We start from the raw sequence: 17452 nt of genomic DNA, 5'->3' as shown, positions 1-17452 counted from the left end.
AAGAAGAAAGGTAGATTAGATTGAAACGACTTTTGGATTTCTCGGCCAGAGATTTTTTAGAGGCTACCCCGTTGGAGCTAAAACAAGCTATTTTGGCTTCAGAAGGGCGTACCATCATGGCAGAAAATGTTCCTACACATCACCCATTTTTAAATGGTGTAACCAATGCTGAATTGGAAAGAGCTGCTGGGGCGGATCTTTTAATGTTTAATACTCTTGATTTGTTTCACCCGATTATTCGAGGAGTACCAGAAAAAATTAAGGAAAGTCCTGTAACCTGGATTAAAAAGGCTACTGGAAGAGCTATTGGAGTAAATTTAGAACCCGTAGATTTATCTGCTTCAATGGTTGAAGAGCGAACCGAGATATCTATTGGTCGTGTCGTTTCTCCCAAGACTTTAAAGGAAGCACAAAACCTAGGATTTAGTTTCATTTGTTTGACTGGAAATCCAGGAACAGGTGTTTCAAATAAATCAATTAAAAATGCTATTAAAATTTCAAAGGAATATTTTAATGGCTTAATAATTGCAGGAAAAATGCATGGTTCTGGAGTTGATGAGCCAGTGATGAATTTAAATATAGCTAAAGACTTTATTTCTTTGGGAATTGATATTTTATTGGTTCCTGCACCGTATACTGTTCCTCATTTTATGGAACAAGATTTAAGAAAAATTGTTGATTACGTAAAAGCTTATAACGAAGGAAAAAATATTAAAGAGAAAGTTTTAGTTTTAACTGCAAACGGTACTAGCCAAGATTCTTCGGATATTGATACTATTAAAAAAATTGGACTTGCAGCTAAAGCATGTGGAGCGGATATTCAGCATATTGGTGACTCTTTTAATGGTATCTGTTTGCCACAAAATATTTTTGCATTGGGTCAAGCTATTAGAGGCTACAGGCACCAAATGACTATGCTAGGTAAATCAAATTATAGATAGGAGTGATTTGAAATGATTAATAAAGTTCAAAAAATTGCTGCAAAAATTAGTAGCCAGCGTCATTTAATTGCTTTAAGAGATGGTATGGCAAGTGCTATGCCTTTGATTATTATTGGGTCAGTTTTTATGTTAGTTGCGAACTTTCCTATTCCCGGTTTTACTGCTTGGCTTAAAAATATTGGGATTCAAGATTTTTTTAATAAAGCTGCTAATTCAACCTTTGGGATTGTGGGACTTACTGTAACCTTCTCAATTGCATATAATCTTGCGAAATATTATAAAGTTGATCCTTTATCAGCTGGTTTATTATCTTTAGGTTCTTTTGTATTGTTAACTCCAGTTTTAAAAAATAATGGATTTCCAATGCAATATTTAGGTAGTGCTGGCCTTTTTGTAGGAATTATTGTTTCGCTTATTACTACTGAGATTTTTAAATTCTTTGTAAAGCGAAACCTGGTAATAAAAATGCCAGATACAGTTCCTCCTAATGTTAGTAGAGCTTTTGCTGCTATTTTACCTGGATTTTTTTCTATTACATTTTGGTTTTTAATATTATTAATTACTCACTATATGGGAATTGATAATATTCATGCTTTAATTGCTAACATAATTGCTAGACCGCTGAGCATTTTGACAAAAACTTTACCAGGAATTATTCTTGTAATTTTTATTCAATGTTTCTTTTGGATGTTTGGTATTCACGGTGCACAGGTAACGGGTCCCATTATTGAACCATTGCTTCTGCAAAATTCCGATGCTAATAGGATAGCTTTTCAAGCGGGAAAGCATTTACCTAACATTATTACCTATGAATTTTTATATAATTTTGTTTTTTCTGGTGGTGCCGGATGTGTCATGGCATTAGCAATTTTACTTTTTCTTTTCTCTAAGAGTAAAGAAAATAAAGTTTTAGGAAAACTGTCAATTGCACCAGTTAGCTTCCAAGTAGCTGAACCAGTTTTGTTCGGCTTTCCAACCATTTTAAACATTAAAATGGTAATTCCTTTTGTAATGTCTCCAGTGGTAACTGCCTTAATTACTTATTTTGCAATGGATTGGGGTCTAGTTGCAAAACCTGTTGGTGCAGTTATACCTTGGACAACACCACCAGTAATAGCCGGCTTTTTAGCTAGTGGAGGTAAGATAAGTGGCGCAGTTATTCAAATTATTACTATCCTAATTAATATGGCAATTTATTATCCGTTCTTTAAGATGGACGATAATGAAAAGCTCAAAAAGGAGTTAGCAAAATGATATTTATAAGCTTTTAATTATTTTGCATAATTTAAATATTAATACATTGCTACTTTTTAATTTAAATAAAGTTCTTAATTTAGTTCAAACTAATATGGTGGATACTGGATAATAAGATTATTTTCGAAAAGATTTAAATTTTAGCTTAGTTAAATTTGTCACCAGAATATGGGTATAGATACGAAAGCAAAAGTATTGAGAATTATAATAGGAGTCGAAAATAGTTTGGTAAATTAACAACTTTTAAAAAATTTTTGTATTAATCTATCTATTATGTATTTTAAAAAATATTGTACAGAATTTTAACTAAGGGCTATTTGATTGGCAAAGTTCATTATAAAGCATTATTTGGATATTATATAAGTCTAAATAAGGGTGACTAGTTTTTAATAGTCATCCTTATTTGATAATAGATTGCCTGGAATATAAAAAGTATCAATATATAAGAAGGTGAAAAATCTTTATTCTTCGATCTTGTCCAAACTTTGCTCCAGCAATTTGCGAAAGCTTTTATCGGCTGGTAACGATTTATCCGCAAACCAACCTGTTCCGACATTGACAATATCTCCTATTGCCAAATCCCTGATACATCTGCTTGCTAATAGTTGCTTTTTAGGGTCAGTGAACTCAGTTGCTATCATTTGATTAAAGATAGATTTAAGTTCATTAAAAGCTGCAGTAGTTTCAGGAAACATATTGGTACGCGGCATTTTCAAAACAAATTGTGTTAAATGAAAATGATTAAGCGCTATTTGGCGAAACTCCATTGCAAAATCAATAATTGCTGTCATACCGGCTTTACCAAATAAATTTCGTCGCAGCTGATCTGTCATTAAATTAATTAACCAAGCAACTATGGCATAATTCAGTGCTAACTGATTGGGAAAGTAGTTATATAAAGCCTGTGATTGGGTACCAAATTCTCTGGCAATGGTCGCAAAATTATTTTCTTTTTTGTTTTCAATTAATTTAATACTGGTTTTTATAATTAATTCTTTAGATAAAATTTGACGTGGCATACAAAACTTCCTATTTGCTTGACTTTTACAACTTGTAAATTATAATTACATATTGTAACTATAACACAAGATATGGCAAAAATTAATAGGTCAAGCATTATGAAAATTTTTTTATTAGGATTAATAGGGTTAGTAATAGGAACCTTTGTTATTCTTTTTGGTGGCGGCGCAGCCATCTACCTGGCAATTTTGACCGGTTTGTTTGGCTTAAATGCGGCAACAGCTTCTTCAACTTCACTAGTGACTGCTTTACCTTCATTAATTATCGGTGCAATTAGTTATTACCACCAAAGACAAATTAATACTAGAGTGGGTAATCAAATGCTAATGACGGCAATTCCAGCTGTAATAATCGGAGCAATGGTCTCAAAATATATTCCCGCTAAAATTTATAAGTGGCTAATAGGAATTGTCTTAGTAGTGCTTGGCATTAATATGTTATTTAAGAAAAAAGCGCAAACCGCAGAAACAGTTAAGAAAACGCAGTTTGCTAGAATGGAAGCTGGAATTTATGGTGTTTTGGGTGGCTTAATGGTTGGCGTAGCCGGCATGAGCGGTGGTGCTGTTATTATCGGTGGCTTATTTTTGTTAGGATTACAAGATTTTCAAGCTACTGCAACTTCAACTTACATTCTAGTTTTTATGACTATTACGGGCGCAATCTTTCATATTGCTGACGGCCGGGTAGATTGGACTGCTGGCTTGCCCTTGATGATTGGTGCCATATTAGGTGCAATAATTGCACCCAGACTGGCCCAGATTTTAGCCCAAACTAAAATTACTCGTTACATGAAACCCACAATTGGCATTTTGCTTATATTATTAGGGGCTAAGTCATTGCTTTAGCTATTATTACGTAAAATTTTTAAAAGCACTAGTATTCAACTAATACTGGTGCTTTTTAAATTATTTTATTTTGCTGTATGTTTTTAGTTGTTTGAGCAGCTCGAAAGGCTATGGGAACAACAATATTGTCAACTTCACGGCTATGCAAAATTAATTTAATTAAGTTATCGACTGCTAATCGTGCAATTTCTTTAACAGGTTGGACTATTGAAGAAAGACTGGGTGCAATGCTTGGCATCATTTGAAAACCATCATACCCAATTAATTGTAATTCTTCAGGAATTTTAACCGAATAATTTTGGAGTTTAAAAAGTAACTGATAAGCTGTTTCATCATTAACAGTAAATATGCCATCGATGTTATCAAGATGGTTAATGACTTTGTCCAACAATAAAGGTGCTTCAGGGTCAGTTTCACTGCATTCAAAAACCTGGTAAGGTACATTTTGCTCTTTTGCTATTTTAAGAAACCCTTTTTTACGATTTAAGGATCCATTGGGATAGTTAGCATAGGTGCCAACAAAAGCAATTTTTTTGGCACCCCGTCTGATTAATTCATTTGCAGCAATTTCACCGCCATGATAATTATCGGAAGTAATAGTCGCTACTGTTGGAGTCGTAGAAGTATCAAAGAAACGGTCAATACTGATAAATGGAATGTTGGTGGATAGATAAGGATCAATATCGTTATAAGTAATTCCGATTATGCCATCAACTTTGTTTTCTTGTGCCATTTGTAAAAACTTTTTTTCGCTCGCGGGATCGCTTTGGTTATTTGAAAGTAACATACCATATCCACGATTTTGTAATTCCGCTTCAACATAATAAGCAAACTCTGCATAAAAGGGATGCCAAACAAACGGTACACTAAGTGCAATCATTTTTATTGAGTCAGATTTTAATGCTTGAGCTAGGCGGTTCGGCTGATATCCTAAGTCTGCCATTGCCTTGTGAACTTTATCAAAGGTAATTTTTGAAAAACCACCCTTATGGTTAAGAACACGGGAAACAGTGGCAATAGATACTTGTGCTTTAGCTGCTACGTCTTTGATACTAGGTTGTTGAGACATTCTGATCACGCTTTTCTTAATTACTACTTACATTATACATCATGGATAACGTTTACTTATTTTTGATTATATTTTTCTTGAAAAGTCTTTAAATAAGTTTTATTATTTAAGTAAACGTTTACTGATAACGTTTGCAGAAAAAGAGAGGGAGAAAAATATTGTGAAGCAAACAAAGAAGTTAAACACATATCATTTATGGAAAAATCGGATAAGTTATGGTGTTTCAGATTTTGCTTGTAACTTGGTGTGGAACGTATTGACGTTATATATGATGTTTTTTTATACCGATGTAGCTGGCATTGCAAGTGCAGCAATTGGAACAATGATTATGGTAACTCGAATATTTGATAGTTTTGCAGATATGTTTACTGGAGTAATTATTGATAAAACACATTCACGTTGGGGCAAAAGCTTACCCTATATCTTTTTTGGCGCATTTCCGTTAGCTGCTTTTGGCATATTATTATTTTGTGTGCCAAATATATCGATGACAGGCAAATTAATTTACGCTTATGTCACATACTTAGGCATTTCCATTTGTTATGGCTTAGTAAACATTCCAATATCGTCAATCTTACCTAATCTGACTAAGGATCCAGTTGAAAGAACTAATATGTCAACGGTCAGAATGGTTTTTTCGTTTTTAGGTGCAACTTTTGTTAGCGTTGCAACGCTACCCTTAGTTAAGCTTTTCGGTGGTGGCAATCAACAAAAAGGTTTTGTTTTAGTAATGAGCCTATATTGTGTCGTAGCAATTTTTATATTGTATGTACCTTTTCACAACTTACACGAAATTGATGATCCTAAGAGCGTTAAAAGCTCTGTTAAATTAAGTGAAAGTTTCAAGGCATTGTTTAAAAATAAGCCATGGTTAGTTTTTGCTTTTAGTACACTATTTATGTGGGCGTCGAATTTCTTTGTACAGGGTTCGTTAGTTTATTATTTTACTTACGTTGTTGGCAGTGCAGCGCAAGCTGCAATAGTTGCAGGATTAATAAATTTTGTCCCAATGATTGGAACAATCATAACACCGTTTTTAGTTAAACATCTAATTAAGCGTAATGTCTTTATTTTAGGAAGTGGTATAGCTGCATTAGGTTTGATAATAATGTTACTGGGACACAAAGGTTTGCTTTATATATATTTAGGCTCAATCTTATATGCATTTGGCCATGGTATTCGGCAAAACATGTACTTTTCAATGCAAGCCGATCCAGTTGATTATAGTCGCTGGCAATCTGGACTCAATTTATCTGGCCTAATTTCAGCCATTAATGGCTTTATTGGTAAGTTGGCCATGGCTATTACTTCAGCAGTTACCGGCTTTTTACTAAGTTGGGGCCAATATGTGCCGCATCATGTTCAATCTGGTAAAGCAATCTTTGCCATTAAGGCTAACTTTATTTTGTTACCGATAGCTATGATTGTATTATCAATTGTAGTAATGTACTTTTATAATCTTGATAAAATTTATAACCAAATAAAAATGACTAATAAGGAGAATTAAAATGAACATTTCTGATTTAACTCGAATTAACTTAAATGAAGAAAATCGGACAATATCACCTGAAAATTTAACGGGCGCTAAGGGTAAAGCCGCTATGAGTGCCAGTGACTTGGGTCCCAGCCGCAAAGGCAATGGTTCCATTAAATTACCTCAAGGAAAAACTGTAACCATAGCTGATATTCATTCTGCAGGAGAAATCAGGCATATTTGGATGACAATTGCTGACGCAACTCCAGCTGGTAGTTTTGTACTGCGGGATGTAGTTTTGAGAATGTATTGGGACGGAGCAGACAAACCTGCAGTTGAAGTTCCTATTGGTGATTTTTTCTGTAATGGTTTTGGCGAACGGTGTAATATTAATTCTGCTTTAATTACTGTTAACCCAACAGGTGGCTTTAACAGTTACTTTCCAATGCCTTTTAGAAAATCCGCTAAAATCACAATCACAAATGAACATCCGGGTGATATTGACGGTTTCTTTTATGGTATTGACTATGTTATCAAAGATGTGCCCGAAGATGCCGCATACTTTCACGCTGCTTGGAATAGACAAGAATATACTGAAAAACAAAATGATTTTGTAATTTTACCTTCTGTAAAAGGCCCCGGACATTTTGTAGGGGTTTATTTTGAAGTCTGTGCTTTACAACGTTATTGGTGGGGTGAAGGAGAATTCAAATTTTATATTGATGGTGATACCAACTATCCAACAGTTACTTCTACAGGTACTGAAGACTATTTTGGTGGAGCTTGGGCATTTCACCAAAAAGACAAAAACGGTATGACTTACGCTCAAACTTTTCAAAGACCTTTTATGGGATATCCATTTATGTCAAAAGTAGATCATACTCGGGATGAATTTAATAATGGTGAGTTAATGCCTTTACATGCATTTGGCAATGATGCTTTGCCAATGCATGGGTTATATCGTTTTCACTTATTGGACCCAATTCGGTTTAAACACGATTTAAAAGTAACTGTCCAGCAAATCGGTAATAATGATATTCAATTGTTTGAGCGTTCAGATGATGTTGCTGCAGTTGCCTATTGGTACTCAACAGAAAAAGCAAGTGATTTACCAGCTATTGCTCCTCAACAGGAAAGGGTGCCACGCTAGGTATCTATAAATGACAAATTAAAAACGTGATTCTGCTACGAAAACAGAACCACGTTTTTTCGAGCGCAGAGAACTGTCAAAATTCCAGGTTCCTTTATTATGCCCTGCATCTATTTGAGAACGCCGTGTTTTATAGGAGTGCGTAATTTTTACTATATTTAATGATTTTCATGTTAGATGGTCTATCTTTAGCTACAATAAAATAGTTATTTAAAAAGTCTTTCCAGCTTTTTAAAAATATACAGTAACCTTTTAATAGAATGGTAAAATATTTATATAATTGAAAAGTAATTTAGTATAACTTTTTGTAATAGCAGGACCTAATTAATTGGTATTTTATATTGAATACTTTTCAGTGGATAATAAAATAAGGCAATTTGGTTATCTAAATAAAAATTAAAGCCCGCCAATTATATCAAAGAAAAGAGATCAGAATGAGCATTATCAAAAATCATTTTTTTGCAGGTGAAAGAATTCTTTTTGGACTAAAAGATGCACAGCTGGAAGGAATCACTTTTGGAGAGGGTGAGTCACCACTAAAGGAAGCCAGCAAAATTAGCATTAAAGACTCTGTTTTTAAGTGGAAATATCCGTTGTGGTATGACAATGACATCACTGTCACTAATACTGTTTTTGAAACTATGGCTCGTAGCGGTATTTGGTATACCAAAAATATTGAAATTAAAAATTCAGCTTTGCAGGCACCCAAATTATTTAGAAGAGCAGAAAAAATAAATTTAGACCATGTTCATTTTGCGAATGCTGAAGAAACAATGTGGACATGTAAGGACATTCGCATTACCAATAGTCAAATTAACGGTGACTATTTTGGCAAAGATAGTCAAAATATTTATCTTGACCACGTCAGTGTGGTTGGCAACTATGTTTTTGATGGTGCCCAAAATGTTGAAGTACATCATTCTACTTTTGTCTCTAAAGATGCCTTTTGGAACTGTGAAAATGTTACTGTGTATGATTCGCTAATAGATGGTGAATATTTGGCCTGGAATGGCCACAATATTAAGTTCATTAATTGTCAGATTGAAAGTGATCAAGGACTTAATTACATTGACCATTTGGAATTAAAAAATACCAATTTAATTCACACGGACTTAGCTTTTGAATATGTTTCTGATATCGACGCTACGGTTCCAAGTAAGATTGATAGTGTCAAGAATCCAATTTCCGGTAGAATAGCTGCTCCTGCAATTGGTAAGTTGATTCTAGATCCACAAAAAATTACTCCCGCTAAAACGGAAATTATCTGTGCTAAAATTGATGAGAAGATTGATCATTCAGATGAAAATCAGAAACCAGGGGATTAAATATAATGAATAAATATGATTTTGTTAATGCACCGGATAGGAGTATGACAGATTCAGTCAAGTGGCATGTTAAAAAGGGCGACTTACCAATGTCAATTGCCGACATGGACTTTAAAACTGCACCGGAAATTATTGCTGCAATGAAAGAAAAAATTAGTCTCGGTGTTTTTGGCTACGAGTGGCCTGAAAATGATTATTTTAATGCTGTAGCAGATTGGTATGAAAAAGAGCACGGTCATCGGCCAGAGCAGGAATGGCTAATTTTTACTACGGGTGTAGTACCAGCAATTTCTGCAGTTGTGCGGCGAATCTCTCATATTGGTGACAATGTTTTAGTGCAAGCACCAGTTTACAATGTTTTTTATAATTCAATTGAAAATAACGGTCGACACGTTTTAAGTAATGACCTGCAATTTGATGGTTCAAATTATACAGTCGACTGGGAAGACTTGGAACAAAAATTGGCATTACCTCTAACGACACTAATGATTTTTTGTAATCCGCATAATCCTGTGGGAAAGGTATGGACTCAAGCAGAAGTTCAAAAAATTGCTGATTTATGTTTTAAACATCATGTGGTACTTTTATCTGATGAAATTCATGGTGATCTGGTACGCGAAGGGCCAGATTATACTCCTGCCTTTTCAGTAAATGGTCCTGCACGTGACAACGTCATTTCCTTAGTTTCACCAAGTAAAACCTTTAACGTTGCCGCTTTGCATGCAGCAACCGCTATCGTACCGAATAATAACTTGCGCGCTATGGTTAATCGCGGTCTCAATAGTGACGAAATAGCAGAACCTAATTTGTTGGCTATTCCGGGAACGATCGCTGCTTATGAACATGGTCATGATTGGTTGCAAGCATTGATTAAGCAGCTAAACGTTAATTTTACATATGCGCAAGAGTTTATCGGCAATAATCTTCCCCAGGTAAAAGTGGTCTCAGGCAAAGCAACATACTTAATTTGGCTTGATGTTGAACAGATTAGTACCGACTCGCAAGAACTAGCAGATTACTTAGAGAAGAAAACAGGTCTGGTTTTATCACCGGGAAGTATTTATCGCGGTAACGGTCACAACTTTTTACGTATGAACCTTGCCTGCCCATTAGCAATGGTTAAAGATGGCTTAGAAAGATTAAAGACAGGACTAACCCAATATTCCGCTTAAATATGTTAAAAAGACGACTATGGCAATCAGCATAGTCGCTTTTTGACTAGAAATAATAAAAAGCTAACTAGTGTTATAAACCGAAATTAATGTTTCATGTGAAACTCAAAAACAAAAAGGTAATAAATATGGTAGATTATATATTTGAGTCAGTGTTATTTCCCGGGAAATGTTGCCAAAACCAATATTAATTAAATTAGAATTTAAGTAAGCGGCTTTGATGTCATTGCATTAAGTCACAGTTAATAGCACGTAAGGTCGATTCCCTTGATGATGTTAGTGGAAAGCTTCTTCGGAATATTCAAACGAGAAAAGTTTTTTGGCTTTGAGAAGCAGTTTAAAAATTTCACTGAACTAGAAGATGCAATCAGAGACTACATTGAGTATTACAATCAGAAAAGAATAGAAATCAAACTAAAAGGACTAACTCCAATTGAATATCAGAAGTTAGCCCTCAATTAGTAATTAATAAAGTGTCCCAATTTTAGGGCTCACATCACAAATTTACCATGACTCTTAATTTATATAATTTAATTTGCTAAATATACAAATATTTAATTGATTATTTATATATTGTTTGTTGAAACAACCGTTTTATTTGCCGGTTTTAAGTTGTAAAAAATTAATTTTTAGATTTATTTTTTTGAAAGTGCTGAGCAAGTTGAATGGCAGTAGTGATGTAGTCAAGAATAGTTGAGACAGCTAATATGATGCCTTTGAAATTAAGCGAGTCTTCAAAAATTAGCGGTAGTTGGGCTCCCATTGCAATAAACAAAACTATGATCAAAAGTTTACCTGGAGAAATTTTGCCATTACTACTTGTGAACTTATCTAATAAAGTTTGAATCTTTTTTGTTGTTTGTGGTGATAGCTGCATTTTCTGAGCAAGAATTTTTAAAAAGGTTCTGTTTTTAAAGACAGAGACTAATTGTTCATTTGCTTCTGTGGATAATTGTTTTAGTTGTTCTGCAATATGTTTATTATGCTTAGCGCAAATCTGCAATAAATTTTGAATTTGTTGTAGTTCAGATAAATTCCATGAATAATTATTTGAATTAATTCTTTCCCATAATTGTGGTATCTGTGCAATTCTTTGATTGAATTGGTTAAATAATTTTTGTGACGTTTTTGTTGGCAACATAATTTTTGGCCAATTTACTAACTTATTTTTAATATGCATAAAATATACTTCCTTTTCCTAATTATAGCAAGGATGAAAACTATACAAACTTGATATGCTTAAATTAAAAATTACTCTTTTCATGTGAAACATTATTACGAGTGACTTGATGATTGAGACAGGGTTCATTATTTAAAAGAATTATTGCATAAATGATGATGTTGGATAAATTAATAAAAGTAATTGACCGCAAACTCACTTTTTATAATGGAGTTACCAAAAAGCATAACATGGATGAGTGTAAAATAGCCGGAAGAAATATTAGCTGGCAAAGAAAAAGCGCAATAATGACACTAAAGGTAAATTATTGCACCTGATTTATATTACTTTAAATAAAGCTAAATTTTTATTAAAACGGAAATACTTTTTAATCGTAATTATTTGCTTTGGATGGTAATAACATAAGAACGATGAACCAAATGTCGCCAATGATTGGCACTATCATGATTAGAATCCACCAAGCAGAATGATTACTGTCATGTAAACGGCGAAAGCGCAAAGATAACATTGCAATCCAGACAACAAAGGATATGATGAGAGAGCTCGTCTTGATGCTCCAATCGCCCCAATTATAAATGTCATTAATTGAATGACCTAATAGGCTCTCAACCAAATTCATCAAAACAAAAGCCAATATCCAATTTATAATCACCGGCCACCAATATTCTGAACGATTAGCAGTGCCAGAAAAATCAAAAATATTCTGCCAGAACTTTTTATATGATTTAATCATTAAATATTTCCTCCTACTTTTACCTAATAAATTCATCATAGTGCATTGCAAGAGAATGGGCAAAGATAAAGGCTTTATATGAATTAATAAGCAATATTTTTGTTTTATTATTATAAAAGCGGTATCTTGAACTTGAATTCATTGAAGGGAGAAAGTACAAATGGACAATAATTTATCAGACCCGTTAAAGCGTTATCATCATGATAATTTTCCTAAGCAATCACAGGAATATCCTGGACTGCAAAGTAAAATGGATCCAGCGCCTGCTGGCGATATGGCCGACTATGAAGGACATGGATTGTTAAAGGGTCGCAATGCCCTTGTCACAGGTGGTGACTCCGGCATTGGCCGCGCTGTAGCAATTGGCTTTGCCAAAGAAGGAGCAGATGTAGCCATTCAGTATTTGCCAGAAGAAGAGTCAGATGCTAAAGACACAGCTGAATTGATTAAAAAGACTGGACGTAAAGCAGTTTTGCTGCCAGCTGATTTTCGTAAACGCGGCGAAGCAGCAAAAGTTGTTGAAAAAGCTGTCAAAGAATTGGGCAGTTTAGAATTATTGGTAATGAACGCAGCTATCCAACAAAATGTTGATGGCATAGAGAATTTGTCAATGGATCAAGTGCACGATACTTTTGAAGTTAATATCATTTCAATGTTTGAGATGGCTAAGGCTGCAGTACCCCATATGAAGCCGGGCAGTGTAATTCTGACTTCGACTTCATTGGAAGGCTTCAGTCCATCACCAATATTGCTTGATTATGCAGCTACCAAAGCAGCAATTGTCAGCTTTTCTATTAATTTGGCTCAAAGTCTTGCTCCTAAAGGAATTAGGGTTAACAGTGTTGCACCTGGTCCTGTTTGGACACCTCTGCAAGTTTGTGGAGGTCAACCAACTGCAGCTCTTTCCAAGTTTGGTCAGGAAGTACTGTTGAAACGTGCAGGACAGCCTGATGAAATAGCTCATGTTTATATTTTCTTGGCTTCAAACTTGGCGAGTTATGTAACAGGTCAAGTTTATGGTGCCACAGGTGGACCAGCTATTAACTAAAGTATAATAAATTAAATTTAATTTCCGTTTTTGCTTACACAAAAGCAAAAACGGCTTTTTTATGCCAAATTTGCTTTTTGGATAGAGCTTCAGTATATTAAATAATTAATTAGTCTTTAATATCCAAATAATAGAGGTGAAGAAATGAATAAAAGTATTTTTCAAAAAATAGCAATGCTGTCGCAAAAAAATGCCAGGATTATTGCAGATGAATGGCATTATGACGGCCAATATGCTTTTTACGATATGAAAAATGATCAAGAAGATTATGATGAAATAATTTCTCCCAAATTGCGTAAAAATAAATACTTTCAGATTTTGGATGCAAACAATAATTTAGTCGCCTTCTTTTGTCTTGATCCAGATAAGGAGAAAAGAGAACAAGTTGAAGTTGGCTTGGGATTGGCTCCAAATTTAACTGGTCGTGGTTTAGGCAGCGAATTTATGTCAGTTATTGAAAATTATGTTAAAAATAACTATGATTATCAAGTGCTTATTTTAGCGGTTGCTGACTTTAATTTGCGCGCAATTAAAGTCTATCAAACGGCAGGTTATGTCCAAACAGGTACAGAAAATGTGCATTCAAATGGCGGCATCTATAAATTCAATATTATGTCAAAGAAAATTTAAGTTTGGTTTTATAGATATTATACGAAAGAATTGCAGGTGAAAATTATGGATAAAACATGGCAAAAAATGTATGAGGCAGCGAAAAAAGTACAAGGGTTCACTGCCATTGGTCCTCATATGGAAGCTGGCGGAGTTGCTGCTGCTGTTTTAGCTGAATCAGGAAAAATTTATACGGGAGTTTGTGTTGACACAGCTTGTGGGTTAGGTGTCTGCGCGGAACGCAGTGCGCTTTTTAATATGATTACCAATGGTGAAACTAAAATTAACAGAGTTTTAGCATTAATGGCAGATGGTAAAAATGGTGCTCCTTGTGGTGCTTGTCGCGAATTTATTGTTCAGTTAATGGAAAAGGATTATCTACAAGTTGAAATTATGCTGGACTATGAAAAGGATAAAGTCACTACAATGTGCGAATTAACCCCGCAATGGTGGCTATAATGGATAAAGAAGTAAAACAATTTTGGCAGGATTTTTGCCTTAAGCACAATTTGTCTGCCGGCACTAAAGTTGACGCTTGGGCTTTTGGTTATAGTGAAAAAGATGCAGATGAATTGGCTGAGTTAGTTAAGAGAGGCATAAAAACTGCCACAACTTCAGAATATGTACCAGGTGATGAAGATATACCTAAAGCTGGCGATTGGAACATAATTCTCGATAGTCAAGGTAAACCCGTCTGTGTTGTCCAAGACAAAGTTGTAGAAATTATTCCGTATAATCAAATTTCCGCAGAGCATGCTTATCATGAAGGAGAAGGAGATCGCAGTTATCAATATTGGCGCACAGTTCATGATCAATTCTTTGAAGAAGAATTTAAAGCTAATGGGCAAAAATTTTATCCTCAAGCGCCAATGGTTTGTGAAACTTTTGCAAAGATTGATTAATTGGGACATTGCAAAATGAAAAAAATATGATATAGTTAAAATAATTTAGAGAAAGAGGTTATTGCCAAAATGGAGAATTAATTTCTGGTTTTATTAGTAAGCAAAAAGTTTGATAGCCAAAGCTTTTGTCATGCTTTTTTGCCGATAATCAGAAATTAGTTTTGTCTCTTTGCGGTGATTCTTTAGTTTCACTAGCTTTTTGTGCACTGCTAATCAAATTATGGGCAATTTGGTTATCAGTGCTTTTTCTTTAGCAAAAAGCAGGTGTTAACATGGAATATATTAAAATAACGAATCTGAAAGTAGAGTATCAAGGTGAGGTTTTATTTCAAGCTCCACATTTAAATGTTCAAGACCAGCAAATAATCGGTTTGATAGGTGATAATGGTGTAGGTAAAACTACGTTAGTCAACATTATTGCTGAAAAGCCTACAGTTTTTGAGGTAGAGGGGCAAGTTAAAAGAAATTGCCATACTATTTTAGTACCACAAATTTTAAATAACAGTGAGCAAAGTGGTGGAGAAAAGGAAAAGGCAGCTATTGTTCGAGCATTACTTCAGATAAATCAAACTCAGAATACTCTGCTAATTTTGGATGAGCCGACATCTAATTTAGATATTGAGCAACAAAGATGGCTAATTAAAGTCTTAGACAGTTTAAAACAACCAATTCTGTTAATTAGTCATGATCAGGCTTTTTTAAGTAAGCTTGTCAATGTTATCTGGCAGATCAAGGACCAGCAAGTTCATGAATTTAAAGGTACTTATGACGAATACCAGCAATTTCTTAGAACACAAGAAAAGAGGCAGAATACTGAGTATTATCAAAAACGAATTGAAATTAAAAGACTAAAAAAAGATCAAGTGGATTACGAAACTAGGGCTAAAAAATCTACTAAGAAAAAGAAAAATATTTCTTGGTCCGATTGGAAAATAAAAGATAGCAGCGGTTTAGAAAAAAGCCTTTTTCGTAAAAGTACTTTACTGAAAAGGCGTATAACTAAAGCAGAAACGACGTTGAAAAAGCCGCCAGTTCATCAGCCAATCACTTTAGGTAATATTGAAAATATGAATCTGGAGCTGTCTCAGAAAAGCAGCATAGTCAGATTCAAGACGCAAAGTGTTACTCTGCATAAAAAGCAATTATTTAGTATAACTAAAGAGTTGAAGATTAAAGGAAAAGAAAAAATAGCGTTAACTGGAAAAAATGGTGCTGGGAAATCAGTTTTTTTAGCAAAATTATTTCACAAAAAACTGGCTGTCTGGCTTAATCCACAGCTAAAAATGGGCTATTTCAAACAAAATATGGCGCAGGAAACTGAAGAAACAGCTACAGTAAAAGAGGTAATATATAAAAACAGCATTTTTAATAAAACCACTACAATGCAGCTTTTAGGTGACTTGCATTTGCAAAGATCTTTGGATAATCGCGTTAGTGCTTTGAGTGGAGGACAGCTTGTTTGTTTTAAATTGGCAAAAGTGCTTTTAGGTGAACATAACTTATTGATCCTTGATGAGCCGGACAACTTTTTAGATATTTCATCTATTAATGCTTTAGCAGAATTTCTAAGAAACTATCCGTTTGCTGTTATTATAGTTTCCCACGATCAGAACCTGTTAAAAAACTTAAACTTTACTTCTTGGAAAATAAAAAATCACAAGTTAATAACTCCCAGTGATTTCTCGAGTAAAGAAAATGCTAAAATTGCTAATCAGATCAGTTTATTACAATTCAAATTAGACCAACTGATTTCCGATCCTAATGCTTCATTTAATGACATTGAAAATATTTCCCGGGAAATAAATAAAATTTCAAAAAAGAACTAGGTTTTATTAATTGGGACAACAGTAGCAAAAATTATGGATGGCTTGTTTTACTTTAAGTATTTTACTGTAAAGCAAATTAAGGGGTCAATATTAAAAACAAATGGCACACGCAAACTGCTAATAACTATTATAATGTTAATAACTAATAGTATAAGTTTGATTAAGGAGGAAAAATGACTAAACCAGTTATTGGCATAGCAGGATCTGAAATGATTGATTCTGCTGGAATGTTTCCAGGATACAGACGTAGTTATGTTAATGAGGATTATGTGGATTCTGTTGTTAAAAATGGCGGAATTCCCTTTATAATTCCTTTTACTGAAGATGATGAGGTTATTAAAAGCCAGATGGCTCATGTGCAAGGATTGATTTTATCTGGTGGACATGATGTTGATCCTCACTTATATGGTGAAGAATTAATGCCTAAAATTGGTCCCATTTGGCCTCAGAGAGATCACTTTGACATGCTTTTATTAAAAATTGCTGAAGAATCTAATAAACCCGTTCTGGGAGTTTGCCGCGGGGCACAGATTATTAATGTAGCACATGGTGGCAGTCTCTACCAGGATATTAGTTATCGCTCAGAGCAAACTCTAAAACACGAACAAGGTCATACACCTGATTTGCCTACTCACAAAGTAACAATTAAGGAAAACAGCTTATTAGCTAAAACATTGGGTAAGACTGAATGCATGGTTAATTCTTTTCACCATCAATTAATTAAAGACATAGCGCCAGATTTGCTTGAAGTTGCAGATGCAAGCGATGGCGTCCCGGAAGGGCTTGAAAATAAACAGGGTACTGTTTTGGCGATTCAATGGCACCCAGAAATGCTACATAACAATCCTAATACTAAGTATATGAATAATTTATTTAAATTTGTGGTTGAAAATGCCAAGTAGGG

Annotated in this window: 17 protein-coding genes and 1 pseudogene; 14 read left to right on the top strand and 4 right to left on the bottom strand. The window is 34.3% G+C overall.

All coding sequences use genetic code 11. From position 1 onward, the window contains the following. Positions 1–14 precede the first annotated feature (14 nt). Together F5ESL0260_RS08975 and F5ESL0260_RS08970 are read left to right on the top strand one after the other, a co-directional pair. Complete coding sequence (locus tag F5ESL0260_RS08975) at positions 15–941, top strand: haloacid dehalogenase-like hydrolase (RefSeq protein WP_122026669.1); 927 nt, start codon at positions 15–17, stop codon at positions 939–941. Positions 942–953: 12 nt separating this feature from the next. Beyond that, a complete protein-coding gene (locus tag F5ESL0260_RS08970) occupies positions 954–2195 on the top strand; it encodes a PTS sugar transporter subunit IIC (protein ID WP_122026668.1) in 1242 nt (413 codons plus the stop codon). Between the two features lie 461 nt (positions 2196–2656). On the opposite strand, the gene F5ESL0260_RS08965 is transcribed toward F5ESL0260_RS08970, so the two are convergent. Continuing rightward, positions 2657–3214 (bottom strand): TetR/AcrR family transcriptional regulator, encoded by a 558-nt coding sequence (locus F5ESL0260_RS08965; RefSeq protein WP_122026667.1) that lies wholly within the window; start codon positions 3212–3214, stop codon positions 2657–2659. 99 nt (positions 3215–3313) lie between these two features. Between F5ESL0260_RS08965 and F5ESL0260_RS08960 the strand changes: the two genes are divergently transcribed. After that, positions 3314–4060 carry a sulfite exporter TauE/SafE family protein gene (locus tag F5ESL0260_RS08960; protein ID WP_122026666.1) on the top strand — a complete coding sequence of 249 codons (747 nt, stop codon included), beginning with the start codon at positions 3314–3316 and terminating at the stop codon, positions 4058–4060. Between the two features lie 55 nt (positions 4061–4115). On the opposite strand, the gene F5ESL0260_RS08955 is transcribed toward F5ESL0260_RS08960, so the two are convergent. Further along, on the bottom strand, positions 4116–5129 hold the full coding sequence (locus tag F5ESL0260_RS08955; RefSeq protein ID WP_122026665.1) for a LacI family DNA-binding transcriptional regulator: 1014 nt from the start codon (positions 5127–5129) through the stop codon (positions 4116–4118). Between the two features lie 160 nt (positions 5130–5289). On the opposite strand from F5ESL0260_RS08955, the gene F5ESL0260_RS08950 reads away from it, so the two are divergent. From F5ESL0260_RS08950 to F5ESL0260_RS08930, 5 genes and pseudogenes are all read left to right on the top strand, one after another. Then, on the top strand, positions 5290–6636 hold the full coding sequence (locus F5ESL0260_RS08950; protein WP_158593832.1) for a glycoside-pentoside-hexuronide (GPH):cation symporter: 1347 nt from the start codon (positions 5290–5292) through the stop codon (positions 6634–6636). A gap of 1 nt (position 6637) precedes the next feature. Next, positions 6638–7753: a glycoside hydrolase family 172 protein gene (locus tag F5ESL0260_RS08945; RefSeq protein WP_122026663.1), complete on the top strand. Its 1116-nt coding sequence runs from the start codon at positions 6638–6640 to the stop codon at positions 7751–7753. Positions 7754–8187: 434 nt separating this feature from the next. Continuing rightward, positions 8188–9078 carry a DUF3737 family protein gene (locus F5ESL0260_RS08940; protein ID WP_122026662.1) on the top strand — a complete coding sequence of 297 codons (891 nt, stop codon included), beginning with the start codon at positions 8188–8190 and terminating at the stop codon, positions 9076–9078. 5 nt (positions 9079–9083) lie between these two features. Next, positions 9084–10250, top strand: coding sequence for a MalY/PatB family protein (locus tag F5ESL0260_RS08935; protein ID WP_122026661.1), 1167 nt, complete (start codon positions 9084–9086; stop codon positions 10248–10250). Between the two features lie 276 nt (positions 10251–10526). Further along, a pseudogene (locus tag F5ESL0260_RS08930) lies at positions 10527–10712 on the top strand (IS3 family transposase); the annotation flags it as partial. Between the two features lie 160 nt (positions 10713–10872). Here F5ESL0260_RS08930 and F5ESL0260_RS08925 read toward each other — a convergent pair. Together F5ESL0260_RS08925 and F5ESL0260_RS08920 are read right to left on the bottom strand one after the other, a co-directional pair. After that, positions 10873–11430: a hypothetical protein gene (locus F5ESL0260_RS08925; RefSeq protein WP_122026659.1), complete on the bottom strand. Its 558-nt coding sequence runs from the start codon at positions 11428–11430 to the stop codon at positions 10873–10875. 367 nt (positions 11431–11797) lie between these two features. Beyond that, on the bottom strand, positions 11798–12163 hold the full coding sequence (locus F5ESL0260_RS08920) for a DUF805 domain-containing protein (protein ID WP_122026658.1): 366 nt from the start codon (positions 12161–12163) through the stop codon (positions 11798–11800). 160 nt (positions 12164–12323) lie between these two features. On the opposite strand from F5ESL0260_RS08920, the gene F5ESL0260_RS08915 reads away from it, so the two are divergent. The 6 genes from F5ESL0260_RS08915 to F5ESL0260_RS08890 all read left to right on the top strand — a co-directional run bounded on the left by F5ESL0260_RS08915 (position 12324) and on the right by F5ESL0260_RS08890 (position 17450). Continuing rightward, the gene (locus F5ESL0260_RS08915) at positions 12324–13211 is read left to right on the top strand and encodes an SDR family oxidoreductase (protein WP_122026657.1); all 888 of its coding nucleotides are present in this window, start codon (positions 12324–12326) and stop codon (positions 13209–13211) included. 144 nt (positions 13212–13355) lie between these two features. Further along, a complete protein-coding gene (locus F5ESL0260_RS08910; protein ID WP_122026656.1) occupies positions 13356–13841 on the top strand; it encodes a GNAT family N-acetyltransferase in 486 nt (161 codons plus the stop codon). A gap of 45 nt (positions 13842–13886) precedes the next feature. Continuing rightward, positions 13887–14279 carry a cytidine deaminase gene (locus F5ESL0260_RS08905; RefSeq protein WP_122026655.1) on the top strand — a complete coding sequence of 131 codons (393 nt, stop codon included), beginning with the start codon at positions 13887–13889 and terminating at the stop codon, positions 14277–14279. Next, positions 14279–14722: an ASCH domain-containing protein gene (locus tag F5ESL0260_RS08900; RefSeq protein ID WP_122026654.1), complete on the top strand. Its 444-nt coding sequence runs from the start codon at positions 14279–14281 to the stop codon at positions 14720–14722. The genes F5ESL0260_RS08905 and F5ESL0260_RS08900 overlap by 1 nt, the downstream gene beginning before the upstream one ends. Positions 14723–14994: 272 nt before the next feature. Next, complete coding sequence (locus F5ESL0260_RS08895) at positions 14995–16548, top strand: ATP-binding cassette domain-containing protein (protein ID WP_122026653.1); 1554 nt, start codon at positions 14995–14997, stop codon at positions 16546–16548. Between the two features lie 173 nt (positions 16549–16721). Continuing rightward, entirely contained in the window at positions 16722–17450 is a 729-nt protein-coding gene (locus tag F5ESL0260_RS08890) for a gamma-glutamyl-gamma-aminobutyrate hydrolase family protein (protein WP_122026652.1), read from the top strand. Positions 17451–17452: the final 2 nt, after the last annotated feature.

It is taken from the genome of Lactobacillus sp. ESL0260 (assembly GCF_003692935.1).
GTDB classification, from domain to species: Bacteria; Bacillota; Bacilli; order Lactobacillales; family Lactobacillaceae; genus Lactobacillus; species Lactobacillus melliventris.
The sequence above is the reverse complement of the archived record's forward strand: the minus strand, read 5'-3'. Positions and strand labels throughout refer to the sequence as shown.

Bases quoted from the DNA above. Each gene is read 5' to 3' on its own strand.
- F5ESL0260_RS08945 (WP_122026663.1), top strand. From the start codon at position 6,638: ATGAACATTTCTGATTTAACTCGAATTAACTTAAATGAAGAAAATCGG.
- F5ESL0260_RS08935 (WP_122026661.1), top strand. From the start codon at position 9,084: ATGAATAAATATGATTTTGTTAATGCACCGGATAGGAGTATGACAGAT.
- F5ESL0260_RS08900 (WP_122026654.1), top strand. From the start codon at position 14,279: ATGGATAAAGAAGTAAAACAATTTTGGCAGGATTTTTGCCTTAAGCAC.
- F5ESL0260_RS08925 (WP_122026659.1), bottom strand. From the start codon at position 11,430: ATGCATATTAAAAATAAGTTAGTAAATTGGCCAAAAATTATGTTGCCA.
- F5ESL0260_RS08955 (WP_122026665.1), bottom strand. From the start codon at position 5,129: ATGTCTCAACAACCTAGTATCAAAGACGTAGCAGCTAAAGCACAAGTA.
- F5ESL0260_RS08915 (WP_122026657.1), top strand. From the start codon at position 12,324: ATGGACAATAATTTATCAGACCCGTTAAAGCGTTATCATCATGATAAT.
- F5ESL0260_RS08920 (WP_122026658.1), bottom strand. From the start codon at position 12,163: ATGATTAAATCATATAAAAAGTTCTGGCAGAATATTTTTGATTTTTCT.
- F5ESL0260_RS08895 (WP_122026653.1), top strand. From the start codon at position 14,995: ATGGAATATATTAAAATAACGAATCTGAAAGTAGAGTATCAAGGTGAG.
- F5ESL0260_RS08905 (WP_122026655.1), top strand. From the start codon at position 13,887: ATGGATAAAACATGGCAAAAAATGTATGAGGCAGCGAAAAAAGTACAA.
- F5ESL0260_RS08910 (WP_122026656.1), top strand. From the start codon at position 13,356: ATGAATAAAAGTATTTTTCAAAAAATAGCAATGCTGTCGCAAAAAAAT.
- F5ESL0260_RS08940 (WP_122026662.1), top strand. From the start codon at position 8,188: ATGAGCATTATCAAAAATCATTTTTTTGCAGGTGAAAGAATTCTTTTT.
- F5ESL0260_RS08960 (WP_122026666.1), top strand. From the start codon at position 3,314: ATGAAAATTTTTTTATTAGGATTAATAGGGTTAGTAATAGGAACCTTT.
- F5ESL0260_RS08890 (WP_122026652.1), top strand. From the start codon at position 16,722: ATGACTAAACCAGTTATTGGCATAGCAGGATCTGAAATGATTGATTCT.
- F5ESL0260_RS08965 (WP_122026667.1), bottom strand. From the start codon at position 3,214: ATGCCACGTCAAATTTTATCTAAAGAATTAATTATAAAAACCAGTATT.
- F5ESL0260_RS08970 (WP_122026668.1), top strand. From the start codon at position 954: ATGATTAATAAAGTTCAAAAAATTGCTGCAAAAATTAGTAGCCAGCGT.